Origin of the sequence: Paenarthrobacter sp. A20 (genome assembly GCF_024168825.1) — a bacterium.
Lineage (GTDB): Bacteria > Actinomycetota > Actinomycetes > Actinomycetales > Micrococcaceae > Arthrobacter.
Genome location: NZ_JALJWH010000001.1, coordinates 4,244,903 through 4,259,566, shown reverse-complemented (window position 1 = coordinate 4,259,566; position 14,664 = coordinate 4,244,903). Strand labels below are relative to the sequence as shown.

Below are 14,664 nucleotides of genomic sequence, written 5' to 3'. Positions count from 1 at the left end.
GGCAACACCCGGCGTCGCAAATGGAGGTGCAGTGGCAATCTTTACAGACCCCATCAGGGAACACGCTGATTTCGGGCCTGGCGATGCCGAATGGCTGCACCTCCTCGTCGGTGACTGGCAGATGGTCGCTGACTTGGCTTTCGCGGACCTCGCGCTGTGGTTCCCGCATCCGGAGTTTGGGTACATCGCCCTCGCCCACGTTCGTCCGTCGACATCCCATACGGTGTTCCACGCGGACTTCGTGGGGGAGGGCATCCGATCTGACCTCCGCCCCTTGGTGGACAAGGCATGGAACAGCCGTTCCATCGAACGTTCCAGCGAGACAAGCTGGAGCAGCGAGATGGCGCTTCGGGTTGAAGCTGTCCCCATGGTGCGCAACGGCAGGACACTCGCGGTTGTCACGTCCCACATGGACCTGTCCAGCTCCCGCATGCCTTCAAGGCTGGAACTGACGTACCGCCAGTGCGCGTATGACCTCTTGCGGATGGGAACCCTCGGGCTGTGGCCCGATTTCGCTTCTCCGACGGGTTCTCGGCGAGGAGCGCCGCGTGTAGGGGACGGCCTTATCAGGCTCGATGCCGAAGGCATCGTCCAGTATGCCAGCCCGAATGGCGTCTCTGCCTTCCGCCGACTCGGTGAAGTTGAGTCACTCGAGGGCCGGTCTCTGGCGGAAGTGACAGCTGGCCTCCTCAAGGACCGCCGCATGGTGGACGAGACACTGCCGTTGGTCGTCACCGGCCGAATGCCTTGGCGCAGCGAGATTGAATCAAGGGGCGTCAGTCTTTCCCTGCGGGCCATTCCTTTGCGAGATGAGCAGCATCGATTCGGTGCCCTTGTCTTGTGCCGTGACGTCTCGGAATTGAGGCGAAGGGAAATGGAGCTCGTCACCAAGGACGCCACCATCCGGGAAATCCATCACAGGGTAAAGAACAATCTTCAAACTGTGGCGGCCCTGCTGCGCATGCAATCGCGGCGCATGGTCAGCGACGAAGCTAAGCAGGGTCTGGAACAAGCGATGCGACGCGTGGCCACCATCGCGCTGGTGCACGAGACCCTTTCCCAGGGGCTAACGCAGAGTGTCGATTTTGACGAACTGATTGGGCGTCAGTTCCGGCTGTCTGCCGAAGTCGCGTCACCGTCCCAACAGGTGCGAACCGAGCGCTCGGGGATGTTCGGCGAGTTGCCCAGTGATTTTGCCACCCCTCTGGCGTTGGTGATCAACGAACTTGTTACCAACGCCGTGGAGCATGGCCTTGAGGGCCGTACGGGTACGGTGTGGCTGTTGGCAGATCGGGCAGATGGCGACGGCAACGACGAATTTCTGACCGTGACAATCGCCGACGACGGCGTGGGGCTGCCGGACGGACAGTACACGGAGGGCCTGGGCTTGCAGATCGTCCGCACGTTGGTGACAAGCGAGCTCGGTGGATCCATCCAGTGGAGCCCACGCGACGGAGGGGGCACCGCCGTCGAAATCGTCTTGAACCTGGCGCGCGCGTAGGACTTCGGATGGTCCCTCAACTACCCGGGAGAGCGCACCACTGAAGCTTGGCTTAAAAGCTGACGCTTGGCTTAAAGAGAAAGGCCGCGGACCGAAATGGTCCGCGGCCTTCCTTGATCCTGAGGTCTAGGAAGCGCGGCGTGCGCGGGCGGCGCGACGCTTGAGGGCCCGACGTTCGTCTTCACTCATGCCGCCCCAAACACCGGCGTCTTGTCCGGACTCCAAAGCCCACTGCAAGCAGGTGTCCACGACGGGGCAGCGGCGGCAGACGCTTTTGGCTTCCTCGATCTGCAGAAGTGCGGGTCCGGTGTTGCCGACTGGGAAGAAGAGCTCCGGGTCCTTGTCGAGGCAGGCTGCGCGATTACGCCAATCCATGCTGATCAGTCACTCCATTCGTGAGAACTAGATAGGCCTTTTGTGAAAACATTCACGAGAGGCTCCAAAGGAAAGGGGCCCGCATGGGCCCCCTTGGTCGTCTGAGTCAAGCGTTTCATGTTAACGCCTTGTAAACAAGGGGTGTTAGTGGTCGAAATGCCCGGAATCCGTGAGCGATGCATCACATCAGCCGCCAGTGCCCTCACTGCTAGACGACTATGTCCGGTAGTGTGCCAGTGTGTCAAGACCTCCCGTAAACCCCGCCCAACCCGCCTCCGGACCGGAGCCTAGGGACGATTCAGATGTGCAGGCGCACCACAAAACCAGCGGCCCGGGCGGCAGTCACCGACCCCGGGGCGTCCTCGTGATTTCCGCCGTAGTCCTGTTGGAAGCCCTCGCTCTCCTAGGTGCCGCCGCGTGGTACGCGTTCGAACTCCTCACCGGGGCGCCGGTGCTGACTTTTTGGGGAGCTGTCTTTACTCTGGGGCTCCTCCTGGCTTTCTCGGCGTGGTTGTTCGCAGTGGGCCATTTCCTGTTCCGCGGATATCGATGGACGCGGGCGGCGGCGCTGGTGGCCCAGCTGTTTGTCCTAACCATTGGGTTCCCCACTATGACCGCCGGGCTGGTACTGCAGGGCCTCGCGATGGTCGTCCCTGCAATTGCGGCGATCGTCTTCCTCTTCCACAAGGACGTTATTGCTTACGCATCACGCACAGGCGGTACGCCCGGGGTCCTCTAAGGCAACTGCGCTGGCGAATCATGCTTGCACCTGGGGCGGAAAGCCCGTTCCCAGCACTCCTTGAAACGGTTGCACATCAGCTCCGTTCACGAGATAGCCGCGACCAGCGTGGGCTGTCCGGTCGACTTCAAGACGGACACCAAGGAGTTCGCCATCGTGGGGTGTTCGCGGTGCCAGGACCAAACCCGTGCGCCAGGTTTGCACTTCCCGGACAAGTGGCAGTTGCTGGACCAGTGCAGGCCCTGGAGTGGCCGTCAGGACGACGCCGCGGACGCCTTCCACCAAGCTGGCGAGAGCCTGGCGGCCTTGCTTGTCCAAAGAGTCAGCGTCGTCTACCAGCAGAATGCTGTTGGGGTTCAGGCCTCCTTCGGCTGCCTTTCGTGCGACTGACGCCCAAAACGGGGCAGGGGAAGTTCCAACGGTTGGGAAGACCCATGGAACAGAGGGATTTAGGTTGTGGAGGGAGGCCAGCGTTGAGCTCTTCCCGGAGAGAGGGCTTCCGAGGATAACGGTGACAGCGTGTAAACGGAGGGGCAACGACAGAGGGATGGCTTCGTCACCTCCAACGCCGACCCAGAGTTGCGCCCCCGAGCTGCCTTCAGGATGGCCCGGCCCGCTTGTGGCGCCACGTTGATCGGACCACGATGCGGAACCCTGACCTGCACGCATCCGCTGAGCCTCGAACGTCTCCAGCCGGTCGCGGAATTCGTGTTCGCTGAGGCGACCCGGGAGGGGCCTTAGGCGGAACGGAGGTTCCGATGACGTGATGTTCGCGAACGGCCAACTTCCTATGTCCGGAGCTTCACGAAAATGTGTGACGGTGAGCTCTCCTCCGACGAAGCTGCCCGTGGTTATGGCGCGGCCCGGAAGTGGTTCCACGTCCGGAAGGCGCGGCCAGTGGAACCTCGATTCTTCCGTGGACCCGAGAGGGAAATAGGCACGACTCTGTATCGCCGCAAAAAAGCGTGAGCTGACCAGTTCCCGGTCGCCACAAATCAACACTGTGATGCCCAAGGGGCAGCCGTCCCTCACGATATCCTGCAGGACACCCTCTGCCCACGCTGAAGGTCCGGACCGGAACGCGGTTGCCCACGAGCACCACCCCGTGATCATTAACGCCAGTGGTTTGGTCCGGGTGGCTTCATTGGCTCTTCGCCGATGGTCCATTTCCTCTGACAGGCGCCTCAGGACACTGACCGCGAGAGGCAACTCGTGCAGCCCCGCCTTGGCGCCGACTCCTTCCCAGCCATCGAAGTCGCCCAGTATCCCGGCCCCATCCAGGATGTACATGTGTGGTTGAGGCCCGTGTATTGCCAACATGGCAGAGACGGCTCTGAAGCAGTTGTGCATTCCCCCTGAGGGACTGCCGATCATTGCCAGATGGCCGTGCTCGGCCGGCAGCCACAGCAGAGGCTCCACGATTTGGCGGGCCGGTCTGTCAATCAAGGCCAACGGCCCTACTGCCCAAAGTGTGGCTGGTTGTGGGGATTCATCCGAGCCTGGAAGCTCCTCATGCCATCGGATCAGCGAGGGCAGTGGCACAGCTACAGGATGTCTCGGGAGGGGGCTGCCCACCCGACCCCATGCATCCAGGACGGCAGCCGTGAGCTGTTGGACACCAGCATCGGAAAGGCCACTTTGGCGGTTTGACACCGATTGCGCCTCGGAGCGGCGGTGCAGGGCATCCCCGGCCGAACGGACAAGATCCCGCGAGATTTCCCCCCGCCCCTCGGGTGCCGTGGAATCGCTGGAAATGGCCAGGGACGCAGTCTGGAATTCTTCCGGCCTGCCCGAAGCCCGTGCCAGGTATGCCCGCCCCGGCGTGTCCGCACGTATCGAGGCAGCGGCCTTGGAATTGATGATGTCCACGGACTCAGTCTCCGATTGCACTCGAAGGGCGATACTTGAGGTGACGTTTGCCCGGATATCTGCGGTCAGGGCTCCTTGTGGCCTTTGCGTGGCCATCACCAGATGAATGCCAAGGGAGCGGCCGATGGCAGCGACTCTCATGAGTTCACTAAGAGCGCCGGGGGCCTGGTCTATCAGCATGCGGAATTCGTCGATCACCAACACAAGATGCGGGATGGGAGGAAACTCGTCCGAAGCGGCGTGGCGATATTGGGTTAGATCCGTGACACCTGCCGCTGCGAACAGTTCCTCGCGATGCCTGACCTCTCCGCGAAGGGAAGCCAACGCACGATCCAGATGGTGCCTGCCGAGGTCCGTCAGGAGGCCGACACAGTGTGGCAGTCCGGAAAGTGGCCGCAGCCCTGAACCGCCTTTGAAATCAAAAAACAGGAACGTTGTATGGGCGGGAGAATAGCTCAGCGCTATTGAAGCGACGAGCGTCCTGAGAAGTTCCGACTTTCCGGATCCGGTGGTCCCGGCAACCAGCAGGTGGGGACCGTCGAGTTTTAAATCAAATCCAACCCACCCTCCCGGGCCCTGGCCCAGCACAGCCGAAAGTCCGTCCAGCATTGCGGTCTGTTCCCAACGAAGGAGGATCCTTCGTGGTCCGAGTGGAAGCAGATCGGTCAGGGAGCATCGGAGAGGAACATTACGGCCGATGCCGGCACTGTCAGGGCGGGGTATCGACGCCAGATTTCGGCAGAATGCGTCGAAGACTCCCTCAGGGACCAGATCCGGAACGAAAGTCCGGCGCTCGCCGCCAAACTCCAAATAGCCCGTTGTCCCGGACTGCGAAATTTCGACGAGGGGTCCAGCCCGTTCGGCCGATGTCCCGCAACGCACTACTTGCCACCCTGCCAGACGAGCTGAATTGACGACGGCGGTAAGGACGTCGTCTTGACAGCCCGGATGGTCCAGCACGATCAGCCGGCCGTCCGGGCTGTTTTTCAGGTGGTCAAGGGCAGCGAGAGCGGCCTCAGGATTGGTCGTAAGAATCACTTCAGGCAGGAATCTGGCGCTCATGGGCAGCCTCCCGAGGCGTCCAAGAAAAATGACAGCGGACTCTGCCGCGCAGGGGTATGCGGCAAGCTGCATCACCATGAAACGGAGCACGGCGTCCACGTGACTGTTCGGCCCCCGCAGAGTTACCTCAGCATGCCGTGGATCCAACGTCACTGGCACAAAGCCGATTGTTGGCGGACTGAACAGGGGATCATCGGGAGCCAATCGGATGTTCGCCGACTCTTCCGCTGTGCCGAGCCGGATCCATACCCCTGACGGCTCACCTCCTGATTGTGATGATGAACCCAGCAGTGCTGCTGAAACAGCCGGCTCCTGGGCTGTTTCAGCAATCGGCCTGCCTAAGGCCCCGGACCTACCATGCGCAGCAAGCACCAGCTCTGCGGCAGACGGCGAGCACCGACGGCGCCGGTCAGCATCTTCCCGCGCCGCGCGCGCTACAGCGAGTCTGCACTCCCGTCGGCTTTTGCGGCCAGTGAGGAATGGGACAAGGAGGCTTACTGCCGAGATGGCTGTGAAACCCAAGTACATCCACATCCCCGTGGCAACAGCCAGTCCGATCCCGGCAATCAAGGGCAGCCCCGCCGTCAGGATCACGGCCGCACGGTTTCCGGATTTTCCCGCATGCGATACCTCCAGGGCCTCTTCCACGGAGCGGCCGGCATTGGTTGAAATATCCAGAAGTGGACCGCTTTCGGCGGAGACTGTGAACGTGGAGTTGCCGCACCGGATCGTTGATTCGGAGGTAACTGACATGTGGCGGATGGGCTGTTCATCCACGAGGACCGGGTTGGCAGCCTCGACGTCCGTTAAAGTGAGGGAGGTGCTGGATACCTCCAGGACGGCGTGCTCCCGGGACATGCCCGGATCTGGTACCGAGAGATCGACCGGACCCCTGCCTAATCGGAACCGGCCGCGTTGAATCCGGAAGACCTTACCTGCGCTGGGGCCGGAGTGGGTAAGAAGTATCAAAGACATGCACTCCGGTCCAAAGTCGCGCTTCTGCACGGTGCCATCCACTATGACAACGCCTGACACCAGGGGCGGTATGCCAACCGTAAGGGTGGATAGATCCTGTCCCTTGACGAATAACCTGCCAGTTCCACGTTCGCGCATGAGAATGGATTCAAGATGGGCGCCGGACGTGCCGGCAGGAACCGCGATGGTTAGTTCCTCCGGAGTGGGGGGCTCCGCGGCAACGGGGCCGCGTACCAATGTGCACTCCAATGTCATTGCTTCCCTCTCCCGCCTCATCAATGGGTGGTCTTGACCCTCGCTGGCCTGAACACTACGGCCGACGTTATGGGCTTGGAGCCGGGACCGCAGCACCCGGTGCGGCGTATGTGGACAACCCGGGCTGGGCCACTACGCTGGTGAGCTTGACGCTGGGGCATGGTGTCTCGGCTAAGATGAATCTCGTTGTCGCGTGTGCTCAATGAGGAAGGACCTTCACCGGTGATAGTGGTTGCGGAGAGCGCCGATGTTTCAGACAAGGCGGTAATTGGTGATGGATCAAAGATTTGGCATCTGGCCCAAGTCCGCGAGCAGGCCGAATTGGGCGTCAATTGCATCGTAGGACGGGGTGCCTATATCGGCACTGGGGTCAAGATGGGGGACAACTGCAAGGTCCAGAACTATGCACTTGTCTACGAGCCCGCGGTACTTGAAGCCGGAGTTTTCATCGGCCCGGCCGTAGTGCTGACAAACGACACCTACCCCCGTGCGGTCAGCCCGGATGGCAGCTTGAAGAGCGCTCACGATTGGGAGCCGGTAGGCGTCACTATTCGTGAAGGTGCATCAATCGGTGCCCGTGCCGTCTGCGTCGCTCCAGTAACCATTGGTCGGTGGGCCACAGTTGCCGCCGGAGCCGTCGTGGCCAAGGATGTCCCTGATTTTGCCCTGATGGTCGGAGTTCCGGCCAAGCGCCACGGTTGGGTCGGCAAAGCTGGTTTCCCGCTGCAGCGCAGCGGTGAGAACTGGGTATGTCCGGAAACCGGCGCAACGTATGTTGAACAGAACGAGACCCTTCGAGAGGTAGAGGCATGAGCCCCGAATTCATTCCCCCGGCCAAACCCATCATCGGCGATGAAGAGCGCAGGGCCGTCGATGCCGTGCTGGCCTCGGGCCAACTCGCCCAGGGCTCGGAGGTGGCGTCCTTTGAGCAGGAGTTTTCGCAGGTCCTCCTCGATGGCAGGGCAGCCGTTGCCGTTAACTCCGGCACTTCCGGTTTGCACCTGGGCCTTTTGGCAGCGGGCATTGGGGCTGGGGACGAGGTCATCGTCCCGTCATTCACGTTTGCTGCGACCGCAAACTCGGTAGCGCTGACTGGTGCCACTCCTGTTTTCGCCGATGTGGACCCGGACCACTACACGCTGGACCCGGCTTCGGTCGAGGCGAAAATCACGGATCGCACCGCTGCCATCATGCCCGTACACCTTTATGGGCACCCGTTTAATGTTGACGCCATCGGTGCACTCGCCGCTAAGCACGGTGTCAAGGTTTTCGAAGACGCGGCCCAAGCTCATGGTGCAGCCGTCAACGGGCGCAAGGTGGGTACATTCGGCGACTTCGCTATGTTCAGCCTTTACCCCACGAAGAACATGACGTCAGGCGAAGGCGGCATGGTCAGCACTGGTCTGGCGGATGTTGAACGTCGACTGAGGCTGCTCCGCAACCAAGGCATGGAACGCCAGTACGAAAATGAACTGGTCGGTTTCAACTGCCGCATGACAAACATCCACGCTGCCATCGGCCGCGTTCAGCTCACCAAAGTCAATGGTTGGACGAAGACCCGTCAGGAAAACGCAGCATTCTTTGATGCAAACATCGAAGGTGTCGTGACCCCCAAGGTCGCCGAAGGCTACGAGCACGTTTACCACCAGTACACGATTCGCATTGCCGAGGACCGTGACGGGTTTGCGAAGGCCCTCCGCGAGGAGTACAACGTTGGGTGCGGCGTTTACTACCCCATCCCCAACCACCGGCTTGCGCCTTTCCAGACCTCGGATGACCTCCCCGTCACTGAAGAAGCAGCAGCAAGCGTGCTGTCGCTCCCGGTGCACCCGTCCCTCAGCCAGGACGACCTTGACCGGATTGTTGCCGCTGTCAACGCCGTTGCCAAGGCAGGCAGCTAGTGGCGAATCTGCGCGCCGGCCTTATTGGACTGGGCATGATGGGTCGCCACCACGCCCGCGTCATCCGTGAACTGGAGGGCGTTGACCTGGTCGCCGTCGCCGATTCTTTCGGGGACCCCCACAACGTTGCCGACGGCCTGACAGTGTTCAACACGGTCGAGGAGCTCATTGCGCAGGGAATAGACATGGCCGTAGCGGCCGTGCCTACCATCCTGCACGAAGAAGTGGCACTTCAGCTGGCCGAGGCCGGTGTGCACTGCCTCGTTGAAAAGCCGATCGCGAACGACTCCGAGTCCGGCCGTCGCATTGCCGAAGCCTTTGAATCCAAAGGACTTATCGGTGCTGTCGGGCACATTGAACGGTTCAACCCTTCTCTGCAGAGCCTCCGGGACCGTTTGGAGAACGGCGACCTGGGTGAGGTCTACCAAATCAGCACGAGAAGGCAAGGACCGTTCCCGGCCCGCATCGCAGACGTAGGCGTGGTCAAGGACCTGGCAACCCATGACATCGACCTCACGGCGTGGCTGGCCCAGAGCAATTTCATCAACGTCGTGGCCCACACCACCTCCCGCAGCGGACGCGAGCACGAAGACATGGTTACGGCTATTGGCCATCTCAAGAGTGGGGTCGTGACAAACCACATCGTCAACTGGCTATCGCCCATGAAGGAACGCACTACGGTGGTTCTTGGCGAACGCGGGGCGTTCATCGCCGATACCATTTCCGCCGACCTTACGTTCGTGGAGAACGGGACGTTCCAGACGGACTGGGATTCGGTTGCAGCCTTCCGGGGCGTTTCCGAGGGATCCTCGACCCGCTTCGCGCTGGCGAAGCGCGAACCCCTCAAAATGGAGCATGAGGCCTTCCGTGATGCAGTTCTCGGAAAGTCACTGAACATCGTCACGATGGCAGAGGGGCTTGAGACTCTGCGGGTTGCGGAGGCCGTTTTGGCTTCGGCAAAATCCGGCTCAGTCATCGCTCTCTGAGCCATCCACATAAAGCAAGGCACCGAGGGGAGGCTGGCCGCCGGCCAGTCTCCCTTTGCCGTTTCCCGACGCCGCCCATCACCACCGTGTGCCGCCCCGGATACGGGGAACCCTCGTCATGTCGGGTAGCCTTGACCAGTAGACGTGGGCATTTCTGTGCCCGCACGCCAATACACAGGAGAGTTTGTGAACGCTGATCTCGTCGTCGTCGGCTCGGGTTTCTTTGGCCTGACCATTGCAGAACGCGCCGCTACCGAGTTGGGGCTGAAGGTCGCGGTGCTTGATCGCCGCCACCATATTGGAGGAAACGCCTACAGCGAGAATGAGGCCCAGACAGGAATCGAGGTACACCGCTACGGCGCGCACCTCTTCCACACGTCGAATGAACGCGTCTGGGATTATGTGAACCGCTTCACCAAGTTCACCAGCTACCAGCACAAGGTTTACACCAGCCATAAGGGCGAGGTTTACCCCATGCCCATCAACCTGGGCACCATCAACCAGTTCTTCCGCTCGGCCATGAGCCCAACGGAGGCGAAGGCACTTATTGCCGAACAGGCCGGCGAGTTGGCTGGAACTGATCCGCAGAACCTCAATGACAAGGGCATCCAGCTGATTGGCCGCCCCTTGTACGAAGCCTTCATCAAGCACTACACGGGCAAGCAGTGGCAGACGGATCCCAAGGACCTGCCGGCTGAAATTATTTCGCGGCTTCCCGTGCGTTACAACTATGACAACCGGTACTTCAATGACACCTACGAAGGGCTCCCGGTTGACGGCTACACCGCCTGGATTGAGCGTATGGCCGATCACCCGAACATTGAAGTCGTCCTGAACACGGATTTCTTCGACGACGGCGAGTTCGGCAGGTCATCAGTCCTCGGTCAGGTGCCAGTCATCTACACAGGCCCGGTGGATCGTTACTTCGACTATGCCGAGGGTGACCTGTCGTGGCGAACCATCGACCTTGAAGAAGAAGTCCTCCCCATTGAGGACTTCCAGGGTTGTTCCGTCATGAACTACCCGGACGAAGACGCGGCCTACACGCGAATCCATGAATTCCGCCACTTCCACCCCGAGCGGGACTACACCAAGGACGCGACGGTCATCATGCGGGAGTTCTCGCGCTTTGCCGAAAAAGGCGACGAGCCGTACTACCCGGTCAATACCTCTGATGACCGCCAGAAGCTGCTGGCCTATCGCGACCTCGCACGCGACGAGAAGTCTGTCCTGTTCGGCGGTCGCCTGGGCACGTACAAGTACCTCGACATGCACATGGCCATTGGCTCCGCCTTGTCCATGTACGACAACAAGATCAAGCCGCACTTCACTGGCGGCGCCAAGCTTGAAAGCGGGGGAGTGGACGCATGACGGCTACTACAAACGAAAGTCAGAAGACGGCGATGACAACCACGGACGCACCGGCTAAAGAAAACCTCCGCATCGTTCAGCGTGTGGTGTTCCCTGCAAACCGTGACCTTGACACCCTTCCGCTGTACGTCGACCCTGACACCAGCAAGGTGAAGAAGGAAGATGGCGAAAGCAGCACCGTAGTCCAGGCAGTTGGCATGGCGCGGAAACTCCATCCGGAAGACATCCTGGACCGGGGTTCCGTGCAGGTTCGTCGTGGAGAACGACTTTCCTTTGGATCGTACTTCAACGCTTTCCCGGCAAGCTATTGGCGGAAATGGACCGTCGCCACGAAGACAGTCCTGCACCTTGACACCGAAGGCGAGGGGACGGTCATTGTTTACCGCTCCAACGCCCGTGGCGCCTCACAGCGTGTGGATTCCATCCTCGTCGAAGGCGCAGCCAGTAACGACTTCGAGTTGACCCTTGCGCCGTTTGGCGACGGCGGCTGGTACTGGTTCGATCTGATCGCCGGCGGCGATGGCATGACCCTCAAGGGCGCACACTGGGCAGTTCCGGACGAAGGCCGCTCACAAGGACGGGTCACGCTCGGGGTAACGACATTCAACCGCGCGGACTACTGCCTCGAAACCATCAAGTCGATTGACGCTGACGCTGGGCTGAGGGAGATCCTCGCGGAGTTGATCATCGTCGACCAAGGCAACAAAAAGGTTGCCGACGAGGCCGGGTTTGATGCAGTCGCTGAGTCGATGGGTGACCAGCTGCGCGTTATCAACCAGGGTAATCTGGGCGGCTCGGGCGGCTTCGCCCGCAACATGTACGAGATGGTCGTTTCCGACAAGAGCGATTACGTCATGCTGTTGGATGACGATATTGAGCTTGAGACAGAGGGCGTCATGCGTGCAGTGGCGTTCGCTGATCTCTGCCGCAAGCCAACCATCGTCGGCGGACATATGTTTGACATGTACAACAAGTCTGTCCTCCACGCCTACTCGGAAGTCGTCAACTTCTACCGCTTCCTGTGGGGACCGGTCGAAGGCCTTGGCAACCACGACTTCTCTGCTGCAGGGTTGCGGTCCACCCCTCAGCTGCACAGGCGTTGGGATGCCGACTATAACGGTTGGTGGATGTGCCTCATCCCCAAGACCGTGGTGGAAACCATCGGCCTTTCCCTGCCCGTCTTCATCAAGTGGGATGACGCAGAGTATTCACTGCGCGCCCGTGCAGCCGGGTTCCCGACGGTCACTCTTCCCGGGGCGGCAGTCTGGCACGTCTCCTGGGCCGACAAGGACGACTCTGTTGACTGGCAGGCCTACTACCACGAGCGCAACAGGCTTATCGCGACTCTCCTGCACTCGCCGTTCCCCAAGGGCGGACGCATCCTGCGCGAAAGCCTGAACACGGACGTCAAGCACTTGGTGTCCATGCAGTACTACCCGGAGCAGGCGCGGATCATGGCCCTGCGGGATGTCCTTGAGGGTCCGGGCAACCTGCACCAACAGTTGCCCACCACGATGCCTAAACTCCGTGCAATGCGCGAAGAATTCCAGGACTCACAGGTCAAGACGGATCCCGGGGCCTTCCCGGAGGTCTTCCGGAAGCGTCCCCCCAAGAAGCCGCAGTCCTACAAGCAGCCCGGAGCTTTGGGCTTGCTGCCGTGGGCCGTAAAGACTGTCCTGAAGCAAACGCTAGCCCCCGTGCGTGACTCCGCCAAGGAGAACCCCGAGGCACAGGTGGCGCACCAGGACGGCAAATGGTGGAGCCTTGCGCACCTGGACAGTGCGGTCGTCTCCAATGCGGATGGAACGGGAGCGTCGTGGCACTTGCGTGACCCCAAGCTGGCCCGCCAGCTCGTGGTGGAATCGGCAAAACTGCACGCCCAGCTCTTCTCCAACTGGGAGACCTTGCGGGCCCAGTATCGCGAAGCCCTTCCAGAGATCACTTCCATGGAATCCTGGCGGGAAACTTTTGAAGCGTCGGAGCCCAGCAAGTAGCGATGTCGAACTCCACTGATACTTATGCTGTTCCGGGGGTGGGCGCCGGACTGCTGGACGTGTACCGGCGGCGGTACCTCCTCAAACTGATTGTCCGCAAAGAACTTCGTGTCCGCTACCGCGGTTCGGTACTGGGTCTGGCATGGTCGTACGTCAAGCCGCTCGTCCAGTACGTCGTGTTGTTTTTCGCCTTGGGCATCGTTCTGCGCGTCGGGGACCAAATTCCCAACTACGCCCTGTACATGTTCTCCGGCGTCATTGTCATCAACTTCTTCTCCGAAGCATTTTCGAATGCCACAAGGTCGATCGTGTCGAACGCGGCACTGGTCAAAAAGATCTATCTTCCGCGTGAACTGTTCCCCGTAGCCTCCGTCTGGGTCGCTGCGGTCCACTTCCTTCCGCAATTGATTGTTCTGCTGGCCGCGGCCCTGCTGAGTGGGTGGCATCCGGATGTCATGCAGTTATTTGGCGCCCTTCTTGGCTTTGTCATTGTGGCCGTCACGGCAACCGGCCTCGGCCTGTTGGCCGGTGCCGTCAATGTGTTCTTCCGGGACGCCGAGAACATCGTCGATATGTTGATGATGATCGTGACGTGGACTTCGCCGGTCCTCTATGACTGGACGATGATCCGCCGGTTGGCAGCGCCCTGGGTTCTCACGATCTACCAGCTCAACCCCATCACCGTTGCCGTGGAGCTATTCCATTGGGCCTTCTGGTATCCGACGGTCGACCAGCCCGTCGAATTGCCCCCGCATCTCTTGGTGACGGGCTTCATAGGCCTCGGCATGGCAGCACTGTTCCTTGTTATTGGCCAGATCGTCTTCCGACGGCTCGAGGGCCACTTTGCGCAGGAGGTCTAAATGGGCGCCGCAGTAATCGTCAAGGGCCTGAAGAAAACATTCAACCTCCGTCACTCGCACTCCATGAAGGAAACCCTCGTTTGGCTCGCCAAAGGGCGAAAAGGGGACCTCACCAAGAAGTTCGATGCGCTCCATGACGTGAGCTTTGAGATCCAGCCGGGGGAGACAGTGGCATTGCTGGGCTTCAACGGCTCCGGCAAGTCCACCTTGCTGAAGCTGATCTCGGGTGTCATCCTGCCCGACGAAGGCACCGTGCGTACCAAGGGCAGGGTTGCAGGTTTGATCGAGGTGGGAGCCGGGTTCCACCCGGATCTGTCCGGGCGTGAAAACGTCTACCTCAACGCAGCCATCCTTGGGATGACTGAGCAGGAGATCCAGGACAAGTTCGACGACATCGTTGCCTTCTCCGAGATCGAACAGTTCATTGATACTGAGGTGAAGTTCTACTCTTCGGGAATGTTCCTCCGGCTTGCTTTTGCGGTGGCCGTCCATACCCAACCCGATATTTTCCTCGTGGACGAGATCCTGGCGGTGGGTGACGAGCCCTTCCAGAGGAAGTGCCTTGCCAAAATCAAGCAACTCTCCGACGAAGGCCGCACCCTGGTGGTTGTCAGCCACGACCTTGACATGATTTCGCGGATTTGCGACAGGGGAGTGGTGTTGTCCTCCGGCACGGTCCAGTTCGAGGGTCCGGCGGACCAAGCTGTGGCGTGGCTGCGGGAACGCAACTAACCGCAGTCAATTGCAAAGAGTCGTCTGTCAACGGATGGCTAGTG

General features: G+C 60.6%; 11 protein-coding genes. 9 read left to right on the top strand and 2 right to left on the bottom strand.

The window, feature by feature from the left end; translation table 11 throughout:
- Window positions 1–31 precede the first annotated feature (31 nt).
- Window positions 32–1,501 carry a sensor histidine kinase gene (locus J3D46_RS19765; protein WP_231338009.1) on the top strand — a complete coding sequence of 490 codons (1,470 nt, stop codon included), beginning with the start codon at window positions 32–34 and terminating at the stop codon, window positions 1,499–1,501.
- Window positions 1,502–1,627: 126 nt separating this feature from the next.
- Here J3D46_RS19765 and J3D46_RS19760 read toward each other — a convergent pair whose 3' ends face one another.
- Window positions 1,628–1,876 (bottom strand): WhiB family transcriptional regulator, encoded by a 249-nt coding sequence (locus J3D46_RS19760; RefSeq protein ID WP_003804966.1) that lies wholly within the window; start codon window positions 1,874–1,876, stop codon window positions 1,628–1,630.
- Window positions 1,877–2,240: 364 nt separating this feature from the next.
- Between J3D46_RS19760 and J3D46_RS19755 the strand changes: the two genes are divergently transcribed.
- Complete coding sequence (locus J3D46_RS19755) at window positions 2,241–2,615, top strand: hypothetical protein (protein WP_231338011.1); 375 nt, start codon at window positions 2,241–2,243, stop codon at window positions 2,613–2,615.
- 18 nt (window positions 2,616–2,633) lie between these two features.
- Here J3D46_RS19755 and J3D46_RS19750 read toward each other — a convergent pair whose 3' ends face one another.
- Window positions 2,634–6,776: an FtsK/SpoIIIE domain-containing protein gene (locus J3D46_RS19750; RefSeq protein WP_253468562.1), complete on the bottom strand. Its 4,143-nt coding sequence runs from the start codon at window positions 6,774–6,776 to the stop codon at window positions 2,634–2,636.
- A 195-nt stretch (window positions 6,777–6,971) separates the two neighbouring features.
- On the opposite strand from J3D46_RS19750, the gene J3D46_RS19745 reads away from it, so the two are divergent.
- From J3D46_RS19745 to J3D46_RS19715, 7 genes are all read left to right on the top strand, one after another.
- Window positions 6,972–7,589, top strand: a complete 618-nt coding sequence (locus tag J3D46_RS19745) for an acyltransferase (protein ID WP_374110844.1) — start codon at window positions 6,972–6,974, stop codon at window positions 7,587–7,589.
- Window positions 7,586–8,677: a DegT/DnrJ/EryC1/StrS aminotransferase family protein gene (locus J3D46_RS19740; protein WP_231338014.1), complete on the top strand. Its 1,092-nt coding sequence runs from the start codon at window positions 7,586–7,588 to the stop codon at window positions 8,675–8,677. The genes J3D46_RS19745 and J3D46_RS19740 overlap by 4 nt, the downstream gene beginning before the upstream one ends.
- A complete protein-coding gene (locus J3D46_RS19735) occupies window positions 8,677–9,663 on the top strand; it encodes a Gfo/Idh/MocA family protein (RefSeq protein WP_231338016.1) in 987 nt (328 codons plus the stop codon). The genes J3D46_RS19740 and J3D46_RS19735 overlap by 1 nt, the downstream gene beginning before the upstream one ends.
- Window positions 9,664–9,849: 186 nt before the next feature.
- Window positions 9,850–11,034: a UDP-galactopyranose mutase gene (gene glf / locus J3D46_RS19730; protein WP_231338018.1), complete on the top strand. Its 1,185-nt coding sequence runs from the start codon at window positions 9,850–9,852 to the stop codon at window positions 11,032–11,034.
- The gene (locus J3D46_RS19725; protein ID WP_231338020.1) at window positions 11,031–13,028 is read left to right on the top strand and encodes a glycosyltransferase; all 1,998 of its coding nucleotides are present in this window, start codon (window positions 11,031–11,033) and stop codon (window positions 13,026–13,028) included. Before glf ends, J3D46_RS19725 begins: the two co-directional genes overlap by 4 nt.
- Window positions 13,029–13,030: 2 nt before the next feature.
- Window positions 13,031–13,888 (top strand): ABC transporter permease, encoded by an 858-nt coding sequence (locus J3D46_RS19720; RefSeq protein WP_231338022.1) that lies wholly within the window; start codon window positions 13,031–13,033, stop codon window positions 13,886–13,888.
- The gene (locus tag J3D46_RS19715) at window positions 13,889–14,620 is read left to right on the top strand and encodes an ABC transporter ATP-binding protein (RefSeq protein ID WP_231338098.1); all 732 of its coding nucleotides are present in this window, start codon (window positions 13,889–13,891) and stop codon (window positions 14,618–14,620) included.
- The last annotated feature ends 44 nt before the right edge of the window (window positions 14,621–14,664 follow it).